Origin of the sequence: Pseudomonas sp. Au-Pse12 (assembly GCF_021341665.1) — a bacterium.
GTDB lineage: Bacteria > Pseudomonadota > Gammaproteobacteria > Pseudomonadales > Pseudomonadaceae > Aquipseudomonas.
In genome coordinates this window covers 212,249-229,931 of the sequence record NZ_JAJTTH010000011.1, presented here as the reverse complement: position 1 = coordinate 229,931, position 17,683 = coordinate 212,249, and the positions used below count along the sequence as shown (strand labels likewise).

Here is a 17,683-nt window from a genome sequence, read left to right as displayed (position 1 = left end):
TGCGAATTTTACAGCATTAGAATGCCTGGTCAACCCCTCCCTGAAAAATCTTTTCCCTTACTTTAAAGGTCTGTACAGCGCATCAGAGCAGTAGAGACCCCAGACTACAAAATGCCCCCCCCTGAATGCCTCAAATCGCAAGCGACTCCCTTTCCTGTTCAGTCGTACAGATCTTCCAGTTATCCGCGTTCCTCTGCGATGCCGCGTGCTCATACAAGCATCTCTCGGGCACATCCTTGATGGAGGTCAAAGGGCCGACTTTTGAGGGCCATACACTTGTAAGTGAACATTTGAACAAGACGCACAGGCCCTCCTTATATGAGTGAAGAATCCACCCTCCGCCCCCAACCCAAAGCCTTGCCGGAGGCCACTACCGCCAGCCCCGCCAAGAGCACTGCACGCAAACCCGCAACGCCACGCCCGCGTCGCCCACGCACCACCAAGGCCGTGCCGGTGAAGGCCGCCGAAGCCGAAATCAGCGCCATCAGCCAGAAACCCATGGCCCTGCAGGTGGCCACAGCACCGCGAGGCTCGAACGAGGACAGTGTGTCCGCTTCGTTGCCGGGCAATTATCCCTACCGCAACCGCATGCGCCGGGCCGAGTACGAAAAGGCCAAGAACGAGTTGCAGATCGAACTGCTCAAGGTGCAAAGCTGGGTCAAGGAGACCGGGCAGCGCATCGTGGTGCTGTTCGAAGGCCGTGACGCAGCCGGCAAAGGCGGCACCATCAAACGCTTCATGGAGCACCTCAACCCTCGTGGTGCACGAATCGTGGCGCTGGAAAAGCCCTCGGAACAGGAAAAGGGCCAGTGGTACTTCCAGCGTTATATCCAGCACCTGCCCACCGCCGGGGAAATGGTCTTCTTCGACCGCTCCTGGTACAACCGCGCCGGGGTGGAACGGGTGATGGAGTTCTGCTCGCCTCTGCAATACCTGGAGTTCATGCGCCAGACCCCGGAACTGGAGCGCATGCTGTGCAACAGCGGCATCCTGATGTTCAAGTTCTGGTTCTCGGTGAACCGCGAGGAACAGCTGCGACGCTTCATCTCGCGTCGGGATGACCCGCTCAAGCACTGGAAGCTCTCGCCCATCGACATCAAATCCCTGGACAAGTGGGACGAATACACCGCGGCCAAACAGGCGATGTTCTTCCACACCGACACCGCCGATGCACCGTGGACGGTGATCAAGTCCGACGACAAGAAGCGCGCACGGATCAACTGCATCCGCCACTTCCTGCACGAGCTGGATTACCCGGGCAAGGACCTGAAAGTTGCCCATGCCCCGGACCCGCTGCTGGTGGGCCGCGCTTCGCGTGGGATGGAAGAGGATGAACGCACCCAGGCCCAGGCTACCGCGGACGCCAACGCTACGCGCCTGGCTCTGTCAGCCTGAATCCCGGGCAAAAAAAACTGCGCGCAGACAGGCGGGTCTGGGCGCAGTAAAAGTCGAGCGGAACTATGAAGCAGAGCGCTGGATCAGGTCGCGACCTCAGGCGGCCTCGGTCACCGGTGCAACCTTCTCCGGCGGTTTGATCGAACCGATGTACACGGCAAAGATGGTCAGCAGTGCACCCGCGATCTGCAGTGCCGAGCTGGCCTTGCCAAGAAACGCCACGTCGACGAAGTAAGTGATCACCGGCTCCAGCAGCAGAATCAGCCCCGCCAACCCCAGGCTGATGGCCCCGATGGAACGGTTGACCAGCAACCAGCCGACGAACTGCACCATCACTCCGTAGATGATCAACATCACCAGCGTCTGCCCATCGACGATGGCCAGGCTTTCGCCCATGGCCAGGGCGTACACCAGCAACACCAGCGCGGCCCACAGGCTCAGGTTGAGCATCTGTGCGATCTTGTCGCCACCGCCGTCAGGCAACTGTGTGTTGACCTTGAGGAAATACACGCAGATGGCGTAAGCCAACCCCGAGAGCACGCCATACACCACGCCCTTGATGCCTACGGCGCTGGTCATTTCCGGCAACAGCAACAGGTACAGGCCGATAAACGCCAAGGTGATGGAGATCAGGAAATAGATCGACGGCTTTTCCTTGAGCAGGTACAGGCCCAGCAGAGTCATGAAGAACACCTGGCAGTTGGTCAGGATCGAGCCGATGCCCGGGCCGACGATGTAGATGCTCTGGTGCCAGAGCACCAGGTCGATGGCCAGGAACACACCAGCCAGGGCCGTGTACAACTGCGCCTTGGCGCTCTTGAGCAACACCGGAATGCGCCGCACCTTGAGCAGCAGGAAGAACAGGATCGAAGCGAAGAGCATGCGATAGAAGCCTGCTCCGCCAGCGCCGATGTGAGCAAAGGCCACCGCCAGTGCCGACAGACTGAGCATCAAGCCACCAATGGTCAGCTCGATGATGGCGCGGTTGGTATTAGTCGACATGCGCGACTCCATTAATGAAGACCAAAGGATCGACGTCCTGGTCCGGGTCACTTAGCTTGCCCTGCTCCAGTACCTGTTGCATGGCGTCGAAAATGCTCGCCAGACCGGCCTGCAGCGTTTCGCTGCTGATGGTCAGCGCCGGCATCAGCTTGAGCACTTGGTCCACCGGACCGCAACGCTCGATGATCAGCCGACGAGCGAAGCAGGCACGCATCACCGCCGCGGCCATGGCCGGATCATGGAACTCGATGCCGTAGAACAGCCCACGCCCACGCACCGCCTTGATATGCCCGGCGAAACGCTCGGTAACCTCGGCCAGCCATTCCTTGAGCTGCGCTTCGTTGGCCTGGATGTGCTTGACCAGGCGGTCATCGCTCCAGAACTCCTGCACGGTCTTGGTGGCGGCGACAAAGGCCAGGGTGTTGCCGCGGAACGTGCCGTTGTCCTCGCCGGGCGACCATTGATCCAGCTCCGGACGATGCAGCAGCAGAGCGAATGGCAGACCGTAACCGCTGAGGGACTTGGACAGGCAGACCATGTCCGGGGTAATGCCCGAGGGTTCGAAGCTGAAGAAAGTACCGGTACGGCCACAGCCGGCCTGGATGTCATCGACAATCAGCAGGATGCCGTGCTCGGCGGTCAGTTGGCGCAGGCGCTGCAGGAACTGCGACGAGGCCACATTGATCCCGCCTTCGCCCTGGATGGTTTCCAGGATCACCGCCGCCGGAATGTCCATGCCCGAGCTGTTGTCCTGGATCAGGCGCTCGAAATAGGCGATGGAGTCCAGCCCGCTCAAATAGCCGTCAAAGGGCATGCGGAACACATAGGGATCGACCCCCGGCTGGCGATTGTCACGGTTGCCGGTCAGGCCCAGGGACGTGTTGGACATGCCGTGGAAACCGTTGGTGAAGGCCACGATATGCCGGCGCCCGGTAACCTTGCGCGCCAGTTTGATCGCCGACTCCACCACACTGGTGCCGGTGGGCGAAGTGAACTGCATTTTATAGGGCAAGGCCCGGGGCGCGAGAATGATCTTGCGGAAGTTGTAGATGAACTCCTGCTTGGCCCGGCTGTGCATGTCCAGGGCGGCCTGGATGCCGTCCCGCTGCAGGTAGTCGATCACCGCGGCCTTCACCGCCTTGGGGTTGTGCCCGTAGTTCACCGACCCGGCACAGCTCAGGAAGTCGATATAGGCCTGGCCTTTCAGGTCATACAGATGACTGCCCTGGGCCTGGTCGAAGACCACCGGAAAGCTGCGGCAATAGCTGCGCGCCGAAGACTCCACATCCGCAAATACACCCAACTCATCCATTTCTGAAATATCCATTGCTGCCTGCTCACATAAAAAGGTCGAGGTTCAGAATTCGATGCAGCGACTCAGGCGATCTTTTCCGCAGCCTGGGCCAGACCCAACTGCTGGTTCAGCGAGTTGAAAATGTCCCGCGAGCGCAGCGACAGCAGGCTGAAGGAGCCCGCATCGCCATAACCATGGGAGGATTCGCACAGCCCATTGAGGTACAGCGCCGGCAGATGGCTGCCCTTGGCCGCGGCCAGGCTGTAGTCGCGGCCAATGCGGATCACGCCCTGAGCGTCGCAGTCCAGGTGCTCGGCCAGGTCTTTGAGAATCGCCGGGTAGCGTTCTTCCTGCGGGCCGGTGCCGAGGTTGCGAAAGCCCGTGGCCAAGACAATCGCATCCAGCCCGCCCAGTTCTTCGCTGACCTGGGTGGTGCTGTTGCGCAGCGACAGGCGGTAGCCTTCGCCATCCGGCGTGCAATCCTGGATTTCGCTGAGGCCCTTGATGATCACCCGCTCGCGCCCCTGCAACTTGTCCTCATACATGCCCACGTAGAGTTCCTTGATCACGTCGGCATCGGCTGCGGAATAGTTGGTGTAGTGCAGGTGGCGGTTGATGTTCTTCTTCGCCTCGGCGGAGCTGTTGTAGTACTGGTCGACAAAGGACGGGAAGTACACATGCTCGCTGAACTGGCTGGTGTCCTTGAGCCGGAAGCCATAGCCACGCTGCACGCTGACGATTTCCAGGCTCGGGTAGGTGTGGCGCAGGTGCAGGATGATTTCGATCGCGCTCTGGCTACCGCCGACCACGGCCACGCGCTTGAGCTCGCCCTTCTGCGCCAGGTTGGCCAAGCGGCCCAGGTAGTGGGTCAGGTGGAATACCCGGTCCGCCGCCGCCTTGGCGAACACCTGCGGGATCACCGGGGTGCGGCCCGGCGCCAGGACCACGGAACGCGCGTGATACTGCACCCCGGCCTGAGTGGTAATGGTGTAGAGGTTGCTGGCCGGGTCGACCTGGATCTGGCTCACGCTCTGGTTGTAGGCCACGTCGCGGGCAAAGAACCCGGCAACCCAGCGCACGTATTCGGCAAACTCGCTGCGCAGCGGGAACTCCAGGCCCAGGTTCAGGTGTTCGAACAGGCGGTCGTTCTCGAACAGGAAGTTGGTGAAGGTGTACCGGCTGCGCGGGTTGCGCGGGGTGACCAGGTCGCGGCTCGGGTGGTTCTGGATATCACTGCCGGAGAGCATCATCTCCGGTTGCCATTGAGTGCTCGAGTGACGTTCGAGAAACAGCCGAGTGCCGGCAAATTCCATCTCCTCCATGGCGATGGCCAAGGCAATGTTCGCCGGGCCAAAACCGATGCCGATCACGTCGTAAACTTGCCCATCACGGCCAACATCCTTGGCAGTCACTTTATGAACACTCATAAATTCCCCTTCTTTTTTACAAAAGTCAGACTCGAAAAAGCAGAAAAAACACCAGGGTCTTTTCTGCCTTCAGTCAAATAATCATTAATTTTTAGTTAGCGTTCTTCGTTATAACTATTTGGACTTTTTTCAAACTTCTTCTGCTGCCAACTTCAGCCACTTCTGCACCGGTGGATACGCCAGAACTTGTTCGACATAAGCCTGAAGTTGCGCCGGCACCGCGATGCCATAACGACGGAAGCGGAATACCACGGGTACGAACATCGCATCGACGATGCCGAAGTCGCCGCACAGGAACTGCTTGGAGCCGCTGGCGTCACGCAAGTTGGTCCAGATGGCGAAGATCCGCTGGATCTCTTCCTGGGTGTCGGCCGTCAGGGGCTCGGGGGTGTCCCCGGTGTTCAGGCCGAAGGACATCTGGGTGCGCAGATTGACGAAGCCGGAGTGCATTTCTGCAGCGGCTGCGCGTGCCTGAGCCTTGATCAGTGGGTCCTGGGGCCAAAGATTGGCCGCCGGATAGGCACCGGCAACGTACTCGCAGATGGCCAGGCTGTCGTTGATCACCACCTTGTCCAGCAGCAGCGCCGGCACCTTGCCCGAAGGTGAATAACGCAGGATCTGCTGACGGGTGTCATCCTGCTCCAGCTTGACCTGAAGGGTCTCGAAGGAAACGTCTGCCGTTACAAGAACCAGCCATGCACGAAATGACCATGAAGACTTTTTGTAATCCCCAATAACTAGTTTTGTAGGCATCACTTCCCCTAGCTCGCGTTGTGAAATGGGTGCTAAATTTAGCGGCCCCTTTTTCCAACGTATTGCACAAAACTGGACAAACTCATGGATGAGCACAAACCCCGAAAAGTCCTAAGGCCGGACAAGGATTTCGTGCAGTTCTGGCGTATACCCGAAGGCGATTGTGAGTTGTTAGCGGCGCGGTACAGCACTCAGTCTTTTGGCCGGCATTCACATGACCGGTATGCAGTTGGAGTTATAAGCAGCGGGGTTGAAAAACTCTTTTATCGGGGCAGCTATTACCTGGGCAGCGCCGGTAGCGTGGTCACCATCACCCCGGGGGAGATTCACGACGGCTTGCCCGGGCATGACCAGGGCTGGATGTACCGCATGCTTTACCTCGACCCGGGCTGGATCAACCGGGTGATCTTTCAAGGACGTTTCGGCGGCGAACACATCCACCTGTTCCAGAGTGCATTGAACCTCGACCCCACCTTTGCCCTGACCTTCCTCCAGCAACACCAGATCATCGAAAACTCCCCGCCCAGCCTGGAGCGCGAATCCATCCTCCTGGACCTGGTGAGCCAACTCTTCGAACGCAGCGGCGCACCGATTGCCGCCATCGCCAGCGCCGAGCGCAGCGCCGTCAAGTTCATCAAGAAAAAGCTCGAAGACGAATACGCCCGGCATATCCCCCTGGAAGAGCTCGCGCAACTGGTGGACATGGACCCGCTGTACCTGATCCGTGTGTTCAAGAAGACCGTGGGCGTCTCGCCCCACAGCTACCAGATCCAGAAACGCGTGGCCCAGGTGCAGAACCTCCTGCGCACCGGTGCCAGCCTGGCGGAAGCCTCCTTCAGCTGCGGCTTCTTCGACCAGAGCCACATGACCCGCGCCTTCAAGAAGGTGGTGGGCATCACCCCCGGCAGTTTCCGCAACAGCCGCGCCTGAAACGCGCGGCCTTCTTTCCCTGTCATTCCCGTTTGTTCAAGGACCCGCTGCATGCCCACTATCCAGACCCCGGAATTCACTCAACTGCCGGCCGGCGCCGTCGCCTACCCCGATGCCCGCGAGCTGTTCGTCGCCGACCAGCAGGAGCTGGCCGAGCACCTGCTGCCGCTGCTGTCCATTGACGCCAGCCTGATCAACCCCGAATGGTCCGGGCGCCTGCACCTGCTGAGCCCTATCGAGCCCGACGAGGGGCTGGTGGGCGAATTGACCGACGGTTACGAATTCGGCAGTGAGCTGCTGAAAACCAACTGGATCGGCTTCAAGATCGAGAACGGTCGCTATCGCTTGTGCGGCAGTCCACGCTATTTCTTCCTCCACGGCGACAACGCCGAGTTGCCCGAATCCCGGCGTAACCAGCGCGCCAACCTGCAACACCACTACCGCAAGCAGCACGCCGCCTACCTGACCGCGCGCCAGCGCCATCAGGAACTGGGCTACCTGACCTGGCCCAAGGACGACAAGCAGCGCCTGACCTATATCGAGGAAATGGGCGGTGTGGCCGAGGGCTACGGCAACTGGGTGGAAACCGTGGAGTTCCCCATGGACGTCGAAGAGTCGGACGACAGCTGCGATATCTGGCCCCTGAGCCCGGCGGGCCGGCGCTTTCAGCATGTGCTCAGCGTACCGGCCTACCACTACGGCATCAGCGGCGCCGACCGGGTGGTGATGCTCTACGAACCAGTAGAAGGCCTGGTACTGTTCTGCTTCGACTGGTCCTGACCCGCTACCACCTCGAGCCCTGGCAGTGATCAGCCAGGGCTCGGGGGCATTGGCGATTAAAGGGGCAATTCCACCCGCGCTTCCAACCCACCGCCGTCGCGATTGAACAGGCGCAACTCGCCACCGTGCTCGCGCACAATGGCCCGCGCCGCCGACAATCCGAGGCCCACGCCCCCGGTGCTCTTGTTGCGCGAACTCTCCAGCCGGAAGAACGGCGCAAACACCTGCTCCAGGGCCTGAGGTGGAATACCCGGGCCACGGTCCAACACCCGCACCCGCACCTGATCCGCGCTCTGCTCCAGCACGATGCTTGGCTGCGCTCCATATTTGAAGGCGTTATCCAGCAGGTTGGTCATCACCCGCTTGAGCCCCAGGGGCCGGCCGCAATACACCAGGCGCGGCGGGCCGGTGAACAGGATTTCCATGGACTGGTCGCGATAGTCGTCCACCAGGGTCTGCAACAGCTCGGCCAGGTCGAAGTGGGTTGCCTGCTCCAGCCTGGCATCGTCGCGAAAGAACTCCAGGGCGGAATTGATCATCGCCTGCATTTCATCCACATCGCGAAACAGGCGCTGCTGCTGATCGGCATCTTCGATGAACTCACCGCGCAGGCGCATGCGAGTCAGCGGTGTACGCAGGTCATGGGAAATGGCCGCGAGCATCTGCGTCCGGTCCTTGATGAAGTGCTGCAACTGCGCCTGCATGGCGTTGAAGGCGAGGATTGCCTGACGGATCTCATGCGGCCCCACCGGGTCGATGGGCGGTGCGCGAAAGTCCACGGCAAAGCGCCGCGCGCCCTGGGCGAACTGCTGCAGCGGCTTGGCCAGCCGGCGCGTGGCGATCAAGGCCACCAGACCGGTGGAGATCAGCACCAGCGCGATCACGATCAGGTTGCGCGTGCCCTCCTCCAGCCCCCAACTGCGCGACGCCGAGGAAAACATCAGCCAGGACTGGTCGGTCAACTGCACCAGCAGCGCGTAGCGCCCGTTGCCGTTCCTCCAGTCGCTGGGCTGGTAGGCCTCTATATGCCACTGCGGCGGCCCCAGCAAAGCGCGAAACGCCTCAGAGCCGTCGCGGTATTCAGAGTCTTCCAGCAGGGGCAGATCCAATCCCTGCCGCGTCGCCTGCCAGATAATGCTCAGATGCTCGTTGCTGACCGACGCTGCCAACCGCGAGCGCTGGTCCGGCTCCGAAGCTTCGATCATGCGCACGATGGCCGCGGATTTTTCCAGCAAGCCGGTTTCCGCCAGGGGTGGATAGGCCCAGACCCCGGCCAATTGCACGAACAGTGCATTGAAGGCCAGGGCCGTCAGCATCGCCATGATGATGGTCAGGGCGATCCAGCGCGCTACGGTATCGCGCAGGCGATAGCGCCACAGGGGTTTGACCAGCTTCACTGGCGGGTCACGCTGGGGGTGAACAAGTAACCGCCATTGCGCACGGTACGAATCATCGCCGGGCGCTTGGTGTCGAACTCCAGCTTGCGCCGCAGGCGGCTGACCTGCACATCGATGCTGCGATCGAAAGCGTCATGGGCCTGACCCCGGGCCAGGTCCAGCAGCTGCTCGCGGGTGAGGATGCGCTGCGGGTGCTCGACAAACACCAGCAGCAGGTCGAACTCCCCCGCCGACAACGGAATCATCACCTGGTCCGGCGAGCGCAGTTCGCGGCGGGTCAGGTCCAGTTGCCAGTCGGCGAACTTGATCAGGGGCCGCGGCACATCCCCGGTCACCGGCCGGTTCTCCCCGGCCCGGCGCAACACCGCACGCACCCTGGCCAGCAGCTCACGGGCATCGAAGGGCTTGCTCAGGTAATCGTCGGCGCCCATCTCCAGGCCCACCACCCGATCGCTCAACTCGCCCATGGCGGTGAGCATGATCACCGGCGTGGCATGCAACTGGCGCAGGCGCTGGCACAGGGTCAGACCGTTATCGCCGGGGAGCATCAGGTCGAGAATGATCAGGTCCGGCACCTCACGCTCCAGCGCCGCCCACAACGAAGCACCATCGGTGGCCACGGCCACCTGATAGCCCTGTTGGACAAAAAATTTCTTCAGCAGCGCGAGGACTTCAATGTCATCGTCCACGATCAACAGACGGCTCACCAGCGGGCATCACTTCAAGTCGGAAAGAGCCTTTATCTAAAACCATTCGCCGTCCTGCGTCATATATTTCAACGCAGTAACAAACCTTCACCCGCGCAATAAAGCAGACATCTTTGCGCAAGGTTCGCCTGCCAGCATCGGCTTCCCCTTGCTGGAGAACCCTGACCATGCACCTGATCAAGCCCGCCTCGGCCCCAGCCCCTCTCGTCGCGCAGGAGCTGCCCATGTCCACCTCCGAACAACACGCCCTGATGCTCCTGCAACGCGTGACCAAACTCGACGACGCCAGCCTGCATTGCCGCGAGGTCAGCCTGCGCATGTCTGAAGACCAGAATCATTTGATTCTTACCCGCTACAGCGAGCACTACAGCCCCGAAGGCATGGAGTGGGTGGAGCGCAAGCACCGGGTGTCGGTGACGGAGCTGCTGCGCTGGGTGATCGAACAAGGCCAGCCGCAGAGCATTGAACGCGGTGAAGAACACAAGGCCTCCGCCTGAGGCCTGTAGGAGCGAGCAAGCTCGCTCCTACAAAATCTCAGGTGGGGAGCGACTCACCTCCGGACTCCCCTGCGCCTGCACAGCCCTTTAAAGCCGCGAACCATAGCGCTGGCAGACACGGACTGTTCAGCCATGTCCAGCGGTGTACTCATGGGCGTGATCCTTCGTTTTGAAAGTCAGATGAACGGCACCTTCCACGCTCATTGCTGCAACCAAGATTCAGGAGACATGTCACCAGCCTTCAATACAGGCCTCTGAGAGTGTTTGCGATGCGGGCCAGCGCTAATAAATAATTGGATACAAAAGCCGTGCTCCAGCCTCCACAACCGACGTTTCTTCGACATCGGCTGCGCTAGTATTCCGCCCCCGTTGAAACCGACAGAGCCCCCGTTGCACATGCCCTCCACCACGCCCGCCACTGCCCTGCCCCCTGTTCTCGCCGGCCCGCTGCTGCGCCGCCTGGAGCCAACGCGGCTGGTGCTCTGGCTGGTGGGCTCTCGGGCGTTGCCGCTGACATTGCGCCTGCAACCGGCTGGCAGCACGTCCCTGGAGTTGACCCTCGACCCGCAGCAATGCCAGGTCATTCCCGTCGGGCGCCATGCCTTTATCCATCTGATCGATGTGCCCCTGGACACCGCCCTGCCCCAGGAAGTGACGATTGCCTATGACCTGCTGATCAACGACGCCGAGGACGATGCCAGGGCCATTGCCGACTGGGCGCCACACCTGCTGTATGGCGACGCCAGGACTCCGGAGTTCGTGCTCCACAGCCGCATCGACAACCTGCTCCACGGTTCCTGCCGCAAGCCCCATCATCCGTCCGATGACGGCTTGCTGTGTGTCGACCGCCTGCTGGCGCAACAGCCCGAGCCCGCACAGCGCCCGGCCTTGCTGATGATGAGCGGCGATCAGGTGTACGCCGACGATGTGGCCGGGCCCATGTTGCGGGCCATCCACGCCCTGATCGAGCGCCTCGGGCTGTTCGATGAACAACTGGACGGCGCCGTGGTGACCGACAGTCAGGCGCTGTACCGCCATGGCGCCAGCTACTACCGACGGGCCGAATTGCTCCCGGCGCTGAAAAACAATGAAACCCTGCGCGAGCGGTTTTTCGGCGGGGTGAAAAAGCCGATTTTCACCAGCAGCAACGCCGACAACCACCTCGTGACCTTCGCCGAGGTGCTGGCCATGTACCTGCTGGTGTGGTCGCCGCTGCCCTGGACCCTGATCGCGCCGCAGCCACCGCAATTGACGCCGGAACAGCAAACGCGCTACACCCGGGAACAGCTGCGCATTGATGATTTTGTCCAGGGACTGGAGGGTGCCGCGCGGGTCTTCGCCCACCTGTCGTGCCTGATGATCTTCGACGACCACGACATCACCGATGACTGGAACCTCAGCGCCCTGTGGGAAGAAACCGCCTACGGTCATCCCTTTTCCAAGCGCATCATCGGCAACGCGTTGCTGGCTTACCTGCTGTGCCAGGGCTGGGGCAACAACCCGGATGCCTTTGTGCCACTGCTGGAACAGACCCGCGCCTGGAGCGCCACGCCACAAGCGCCAGCACTCATGCTGGAGTGCCAGGCCCAGGACGATCTGATCGACCAGCTACTGCGCTTTGCGCAGTGGCAATACGTATTGCCCAGCACCCCGGCCCTGGTGGTACTGGACACCCGACGCTGGCGCAGCGAGTCCAACCTGGGGCAACCCTCGGGCCTGCTGGACTGGGAAGCCCTGAGTGAGTTGCAACACGAACTGCTGGATCACCCCTCGGCGATCATCGTCTCGCCGGCACCGGTGTTCGGCGTCAAGCTGATCGAGACGGTGCAGAAAATCTTCAGCTGGTGCGGCTACCCGTTGCTGGTGGACGCGGAAAACTGGATGGCCCATCGCGGTTCGGCGCAAGTGATCCTGAACATCTTCCGCCACTCGCGCACCCCGGGCAGCTACGTGATTCTCTCGGGTGATGTGCATTATTCCTTCGTCTACGAAGTGCTGATCCGCCACCGCCAGGGCGGCCCGCGGATCTGGCAGGTCACCAGCAGCGGCATCAAGAACGAATTCCCCGCCGCCCTGCTGGAATGGTTCGACCGCCTCAACCGCTGGCTCTACTCGCCGCGCTCACCATTGAACTGGTTCACCAAGCGCCGGCGGATGAAGGTGATACCCCATGTGCCCGAGCACGCCGAAGCCGGGGAGCGGCTGTGGAACTCGTCGGGGATCGGCCAGGTGTTTTTCAATGAGCAAGGGCAGCCCGTGGCGATCTATCAGCACAATGCCAATGGCACGGCGCCAACCCGGATGATTGCGCCGAGATAGGGTCCGATATTGCAACAGACTCATCCTCTATAGCCCAAGGAAGGAGCACCGCGTGTCATCAGGCATCACCCCGGAACAGCGGGACGATATTCGCTACGTGTTATCGGACGCCTTTGTCGATAACGAGGTGGACTACGCCTACATCGCCCGTGAGACCCAGGCTTATGACCGGGTCGAGGTGGAGCGCATTCTCTACGAAGAGGTGGCGCCGGTGTGCTACGTCAACCTGATGGCGGTGATCCCGGAAATCTGGATGGGCTTCGCTCGCGAGCCCTTGCTGGAGGAGATCGAGGAAAGCCTGGCGCTACGGCGCAGCAGCCGCTGGCAGGCGTTTCGCGGGCGCTTGTTCATCCGTTGGATCCGCTTTCGCGGCGCCTATATCTGGGAAGAGATCTGCAAGCACTACGCCCCATAGGCGCACGCCCTATTGCGCGTCGGCGCGGCAAAAACCGGTAGGGCGCAGAACCACCAGGTCTGGCAACGCCTCGCCACGCTCATCGATCTTGCGCAGCCTAGCGGTGCACGTCTGGTCCTGGAGAAATTCCATCTGATAGGTCGCGCCGGCCTCGGGAACAAAGGTGACGCTTTGTTCGCAGACGGCGCGGTAGTCCTTATCCATCCCCGGTTCAGTGTTGTAGAACATGAAGGCGAACGGGCGATTGGCCGGGATCTTCAGCTCGTTGGCGCCAAAGCCCTCCTGGCGCCGCATGCGGTCGGTGGCGGCGGTCATGGGAATGCCCAGGTTGCGGAAGTTGGGGTGGGCAATGCCGCGATGGGGCCGAACCATCAGCCCCGACGCGGGCTTGCTCCAGTCGATGCAATCGCTGTAGGGCACGCCACGCACCAGCCCTTGGGCTACGATGCGGATCAGTGCGGTTTCACCGGCATCGGCCGGCACCCGGTAGCTGACAGTGGTCGCTTTGAGCGCGGAAACAAAGGCACAACCACCGAGCCCCAGGGACAGGGTCAGCAACAGGATCGAGCGAAGCCGCATGATTCATCCTTGACGGAGCGACAGCGAAGGCTGGCGGGAAAGGATGGCAATCTTACATCAGCAAAACCGGGCTACTGGAGAAATTTCTTCGGCCCTTTCGTACACACCACAGGGAAGAATGATGAACACCGACTGGCAACAGATTCGCGACATGATGAACACCGTGATCGACAGCTGCGAGCAGATCGAAGCGGCCGGTTACCGCGAGGAACATCGCTCGGCCAAGGTGCAGATCGACGGGCGGGATTATTCGGTGCATGAGTTTCTGATCAGTGCCTGGACCCTGCCGGAAAACCTGCGTTATCGGATCATTCAGGAGCGTCACGCCCAGGGTACGTCGCTGCCCTACGTACCCGAATCCGCTCGGGCGCTGGTGGCCATGGCCCAGGCCTGCGCCGAGTTGATCGGCGCCAGGGACACGGCACCGGCCAAGCAAGCCATCAGCGGCATGCAGCACTGGTACACCCAGTACGCGGTGCCGCATATCAGGACCGCGCTCGAACAGGCCGGGCAAGACGAGGCCTGATCCCTGGATCGGCAGCCACAGGTTGCGACGGGCCTCGAAGAGGGGGGGCTCTTGAGGGCCCCGGAAGGCCCTGCGGGCCTTGTCGCAACCTGCGCCAGCGGCGACAGGGTTCAGTAGCGGGCGTCGGCCGGACGGCCGCCGTTCGGCCAGTCCTTGACCTTGTCCGGGAAATCCGGACGCGGTTGGTGGGAGAAGTACTCGGCCACGTCCAGCGCTTCCTGGTCCGACAAGCCGCCCTGGCCCAGAGGGAATTTCTCGTGGAAGCCAATCGGCATGTTGCGTTTGACGAAGGCCGCGGCGGTGTAGGTGCGGGCCATGCCGGCGCCGATGTTGAAGGATTGATCGCCCCACAGCGGCGGGAAGATCAGGCTGCCGTCGGCACGTTTCAGGCCTTCGCCATCCGCCCCGTGGCACACCGCACATTGCTTGGCGTACACCTGCTTGCCGTTGTCGGCGTTGGGCTTGAGGGCCGGGTCGATCTTGCCCACGCCGCGCCCGGCCACCTTGTCTTCAGGACGGGTGTTCATTTTCATCCACTCGAAGTAGGCCACCATGGCTTGCATGTCGGCGCCGTTCACCGGCAGCGGCTTGCCGTGCATGGAACGCCGGAAGCAGCCGTTGATGCGCTCCTCCAGGGTGATGGTCTTGCCCGCCCGCGGCGCGTAGCCGGGGAAGAACGCCGAGACGCCGACAAAGGGTGAACCGTCGGCCACGGTGCCGGCGTTGAGGTGGCAACTGGTGCAGTTCAGCGAGTTGCCGACGTTGTCCGGCAGCAGGGCCTTGGTTTCCAGGTGCAGGCGCATGCCGCGCACCACTTGCTCGGCATTCGGCGCCGCCAGCAGGTTGGCCAGGCGCGGGGTTTCGAACAGGGTGCTTTCCACCTGCGGGCTCAGTTGCGCACGCATCTTTTTCACTTGGTCGGCGCTGATGGCCGAGCCGTTGTTGCCCCAGCTGCTGCGGACAAAACTGAGGATCTCGGCAATCTCGCCGTCCGCCAGCTGGGCGAACCCGGGCATGGTGTAGACCCGTGGGTGAGCCGCGGTCTGCGCGGTCTGCCAACCGGTCAGGGTGATGTGCAGCAAGGAGGTCGGATTGGCCGAGGCGACGCTGGGGTTGCCCGCCAGGGACGGGAACATCTGCGGCACGCCGGCACCATCCTGGCGGTGGCAGTCGGAACAGAACTGCGCGTAGCCCAGGCCGCCACGGGAGGTGAACAGGTTGCTCGGCGGTGCCGCCGGAGTCAGGGCCACCGAAGGCATGGGCAGGTCATCTTTACCGGCCGGCAGGGACTTGAGGTAGGCGGCGATGGCCGTCAGGTCGGCGTCGGTGAAGTGCTGGGTGCTGTGGTGGATCACGTCGGCCATGTTGCCGGAGACCGTGGCGAAGCGGTTTTGCCCGGTTTTCAGCAGTTGCACCGTGTCTTCCACGGTCCACAGGTTGCGCAGGCTCAGGGCCCGCCACTCTTCCACCGTTTCGCCGGCCAGGTAGTGCTGGCCGCCGGACTCGGTGTCGCTCATGGCCTTCTCTTGGAAGGCAATGCCCCGTGGCGTATGGCAGGAACCGCAGTGGCCCAGGCCCTGGACCAGGTAGGCGCCGCGATTGAGTTGCTCGTCCTTGGCCGGATCGGGCTTGAACGGCTGCTTGTCGACGAAGGCCAGGTTCCAGAACCACAGGCCCCAGCGCTGGTTGAAGGGGAAGCCCATGTCGGCTTCCAGGTTGCCCTGGGCCACCGGCTCCACGCCGTGCATCAGGTAGGCGTAAAGGGCACGCATGTCCTCTTCGGTCATCTTGGCGTAGGACGGGTACGGCATGGCCGGGTACAAATGGCTGCCGTCAGGGGTTACGCCTTCGCGCATCGCGCGGTCGAATGCTTCGAAGCTGTAGCGGCCGATACCGGTGTTTTTATCCGGGGTGATGTTGCTGGAGTAGATGGTGCCCATGGGCGTCTTCAGCTCCAGGCCACCGGCCATGGTGGCCCCGCCCTTGGCGGTGTGGCAGGCGATGCAGTCGCCGAGCTGGGCCACATATTGGCCACGCTGGATCAGTTCGGAATCAGGGCTGGAGGGGGCCGCTGCCGGAGTCGGCTCGCTGCCTTGGACAGAGTGTACGCAGAGCAACGCAGCGCCTAGCAGGCACAGGCGTGACAGAGAAAAAGCCATCAGGTTATTCCTTTAAAATCCGCCTGGGGTGGTCCCCTCGGCCGATATCCACAAAGGTTTTTATTGGTGATCCCGGCCTTCACGGTGCAGGCCTGGGGGCTCGATACCTTGTGGGTTCGAGCCTGATTCCCTTTTAACGGATTTTTCTGAGAACCCTGTTGATATGGATCACGGCGCTGTAGGCAATGTCCTGTATGACCGATTCTGCGACGCTTTTACCGGGTGGTTTCCACCCCCAGCCCAGCGGCCTGCCAGTCGATGAAACCGTCGTCCAGACGCCGTACCCTGAAACCCTTGGCCCGCAACAGAGCCGCTGCGTTCTGTGACAGCACGCAGTATGGACCGCGGCAGTAGGCCACCACTTCCTGGCCAGCAGGCAACTCGGCCAGACGCTGTTCCAGGTCTTCCGCCGGAATGTTGATCGCCCCCGGCAAATGCCCTTGGTCGAACTCCAGCGACGGGCGCACGTCCAGCAGGGTCATGCCGCCTTCTTCCAGGCGCTGGCGCAGTTCCTCCCGGGAAATGCCTTCCAAGCGCGCCGGCTGCTGCTGGCTGTCGGCGAGCAATTCACGGATCTGCCCGTGGTTGTAGTCGACGTACTCGCGCAACGCCCCTAGCAAGCTGAGCAACGGCCCTTGGCTCAGGCTGTAGAGCACACGCTTGCCATCGCGCCGGGTCTGCACGAACCCACCACGGCGCAGTTGCTGCAAATGTTGCGAGGTGTTGGCCACCGAGAGCCCGGAGGCCTCCACCAGGCGTTCCACCGGCTGCTCGCCGCGAGCAATGTGCTCCAGCAGGATCAGACGATGATGGTGGCCCAGAACTCGCGCCAGCTCAGCCATATCGGCCAGAGGCTGCTGAAGGGTAATCGAATCAGTCATTGACAGTTCCTGCTGCTTTATTGATCATTCAATCACTTAATTGAATGAAATATTATCACACCCATGGGACAGGCTGAAGCACTGCCCACCCTCTCAAGGAGTCTCTATGCATGAATTCATGGCGTTGATCTTACAGGCGCTGTTGATCGGTGTCGGCGCGACCTTGATCCTCGATCTGTGGGCACTGTTTCTAGCGCGGGCATTGAACATTTCCGGCGCCAACTGGGCCATGGTCGGACGCTGGATCGGGCATTTCCCTCATGGGAAGTTTGTGCACCAGAGCATTGCCCAGGCCGATGCAGTGCCTGGGGAGCGGGCACTGGGCTGGCTGGCCCATTACCTGATCGGCGTAGTCTTTGCCGCCTTGCTGTTGCTGATCTGCGGCCCCGAATGGGCACGCCAGCCAACCCTGGCACCGGCCTTAATCATCGGTGTACTGACGGTGGCTGCGCCGTTCTTGCTGATGCAACCGGGCATGGGCGCCGGGTTCGCGGCGAGCAGGATGCCAAAGCCGAATGTGGCCCGGCTACGTAGCCTGATCACGCATTCGGTGTTCGGGCTGGGCTTGTATGGGGCGGGGATGTTCTGGGCGTGGCTGCTAGGGTAGACGGTGTGATCGGCA

17 protein-coding genes are annotated in these 17,683 nt (G+C 61.8%); 8 read left to right on the top strand and 9 right to left on the bottom strand.

The genetic code is table 11. From position 1 onward, the window contains the following. The first annotated feature begins 498 nt into the window (after positions 1 to 498). The gene (ppk2, locus tag LXM55_RS27100; protein ID WP_233323211.1) at positions 499 to 1,395 is read left to right on the top strand and encodes a polyphosphate kinase 2; all 897 of its coding nucleotides are present in this window, start codon (positions 499 to 501) and stop codon (positions 1,393 to 1,395) included. Between the two features lie 96 nt (positions 1,396 to 1,491). Here ppk2 and LXM55_RS27095 read toward each other — a convergent pair whose 3' ends face one another. From LXM55_RS27095 to LXM55_RS27080, 4 genes are all read right to left on the bottom strand, one after another. Then, positions 1,492 to 2,397, bottom strand: coding sequence for a DMT family transporter (locus LXM55_RS27095; protein ID WP_047289151.1), 906 nt, complete (start codon positions 2,395 to 2,397; stop codon positions 1,492 to 1,494). Beyond that, positions 2,387 to 3,709, bottom strand: coding sequence for a diaminobutyrate--2-oxoglutarate transaminase (gene ectB / locus LXM55_RS27090; RefSeq protein WP_442799792.1), 1,323 nt, complete (start codon positions 3,707 to 3,709; stop codon positions 2,387 to 2,389). Before ectB ends, LXM55_RS27095 begins: the two co-directional genes overlap by 11 nt. 65 nt (positions 3,710 to 3,774) lie before the next feature. Then, positions 3,775 to 5,118, bottom strand: coding sequence for a SidA/IucD/PvdA family monooxygenase (locus LXM55_RS27085; protein ID WP_233323202.1), 1,344 nt, complete (start codon positions 5,116 to 5,118; stop codon positions 3,775 to 3,777). Positions 5,119 to 5,247: 129 nt separating this feature from the next. Continuing rightward, entirely contained in the window at positions 5,248 to 5,871 is a 624-nt protein-coding gene (locus tag LXM55_RS27080) for a glutathione S-transferase family protein (protein WP_233323201.1), read from the bottom strand. An 84-nt stretch (positions 5,872 to 5,955) separates the two neighbouring features. On the opposite strand from LXM55_RS27080, the gene LXM55_RS27075 reads away from it, so the two are divergent. Continuing rightward, positions 5,956 to 6,801 (top strand): helix-turn-helix domain-containing protein, encoded by an 846-nt coding sequence (locus tag LXM55_RS27075; RefSeq protein ID WP_233323200.1) that lies wholly within the window; start codon positions 5,956 to 5,958, stop codon positions 6,799 to 6,801. Between the two features lie 51 nt (positions 6,802 to 6,852). Then, positions 6,853 to 7,581, top strand: a complete 729-nt coding sequence (locus tag LXM55_RS27070; RefSeq protein WP_233323199.1) for a hypothetical protein — start codon at positions 6,853 to 6,855, stop codon at positions 7,579 to 7,581. 56 nt (positions 7,582 to 7,637) lie between these two features. On the opposite strand, the gene LXM55_RS27065 is transcribed toward LXM55_RS27070, so the two are convergent. Further along, a complete protein-coding gene (locus tag LXM55_RS27065; RefSeq protein ID WP_233323198.1) occupies positions 7,638 to 8,978 on the bottom strand; it encodes an ATP-binding protein in 1,341 nt (446 codons plus the stop codon). Continuing rightward, entirely contained in the window at positions 8,975 to 9,685 is a 711-nt protein-coding gene (locus tag LXM55_RS27060; protein WP_233323197.1) for a response regulator, read from the bottom strand. The genes LXM55_RS27065 and LXM55_RS27060 overlap by 4 nt, the downstream gene beginning before the upstream one ends. 224 nt (positions 9,686 to 9,909) lie before the next feature. On the opposite strand from LXM55_RS27060, the gene LXM55_RS27055 reads away from it, so the two are divergent. From LXM55_RS27055 to LXM55_RS27045, 3 genes are all read left to right on the top strand, one after another. Further along, entirely contained in the window at positions 9,910 to 10,182 is a 273-nt protein-coding gene (locus LXM55_RS27055; protein ID WP_233323196.1) for a hypothetical protein, read from the top strand. A 396-nt stretch (positions 10,183 to 10,578) separates the two neighbouring features. After that, positions 10,579 to 12,501: an alkaline phosphatase D family protein gene (locus LXM55_RS27050; protein ID WP_233323195.1), complete on the top strand. Its 1,923-nt coding sequence runs from the start codon at positions 10,579 to 10,581 to the stop codon at positions 12,499 to 12,501. Positions 12,502 to 12,553: 52 nt separating this feature from the next. After that, positions 12,554 to 12,916: a DUF7079 family protein gene (locus LXM55_RS27045; RefSeq protein WP_233323194.1), complete on the top strand. Its 363-nt coding sequence runs from the start codon at positions 12,554 to 12,556 to the stop codon at positions 12,914 to 12,916. Positions 12,917 to 12,925: 9 nt separating this feature from the next. Here LXM55_RS27045 and LXM55_RS27040 read toward each other — a convergent pair whose 3' ends face one another. Then, on the bottom strand, positions 12,926 to 13,495 hold the full coding sequence (locus LXM55_RS27040; protein ID WP_233323193.1) for a hypothetical protein: 570 nt from the start codon (positions 13,493 to 13,495) through the stop codon (positions 12,926 to 12,928). Positions 13,496 to 13,616: 121 nt separating this feature from the next. Between LXM55_RS27040 and LXM55_RS27035 the strand changes: the two genes are divergently transcribed. Beyond that, the gene (locus tag LXM55_RS27035; protein WP_233323192.1) at positions 13,617 to 14,021 is read left to right on the top strand and encodes a hypothetical protein; all 405 of its coding nucleotides are present in this window, start codon (positions 13,617 to 13,619) and stop codon (positions 14,019 to 14,021) included. 110 nt (positions 14,022 to 14,131) lie between these two features. Here the strand turns inward: LXM55_RS27035 and LXM55_RS27030 are convergent, their stop codons facing one another. Continuing rightward, positions 14,132 to 16,180, bottom strand: coding sequence for a c-type cytochrome (locus LXM55_RS27030; protein ID WP_233323191.1), 2,049 nt, complete (start codon positions 16,178 to 16,180; stop codon positions 14,132 to 14,134). Between the two features lie 215 nt (positions 16,181 to 16,395). Next, positions 16,396 to 17,061, bottom strand: a complete 666-nt coding sequence (locus LXM55_RS27025; protein WP_233323190.1) for an ArsR/SmtB family transcription factor — start codon at positions 17,059 to 17,061, stop codon at positions 16,396 to 16,398. A gap of 106 nt (positions 17,062 to 17,167) precedes the next feature. Here LXM55_RS27025 and LXM55_RS27020 point away from each other — a divergent pair, with 106 nt between their 5' ends. After that, a complete protein-coding gene (locus LXM55_RS27020; protein WP_233323189.1) occupies positions 17,168 to 17,668 on the top strand; it encodes a DUF2938 domain-containing protein in 501 nt (166 codons plus the stop codon). Positions 17,669 to 17,683 lie beyond the last annotated feature (15 nt).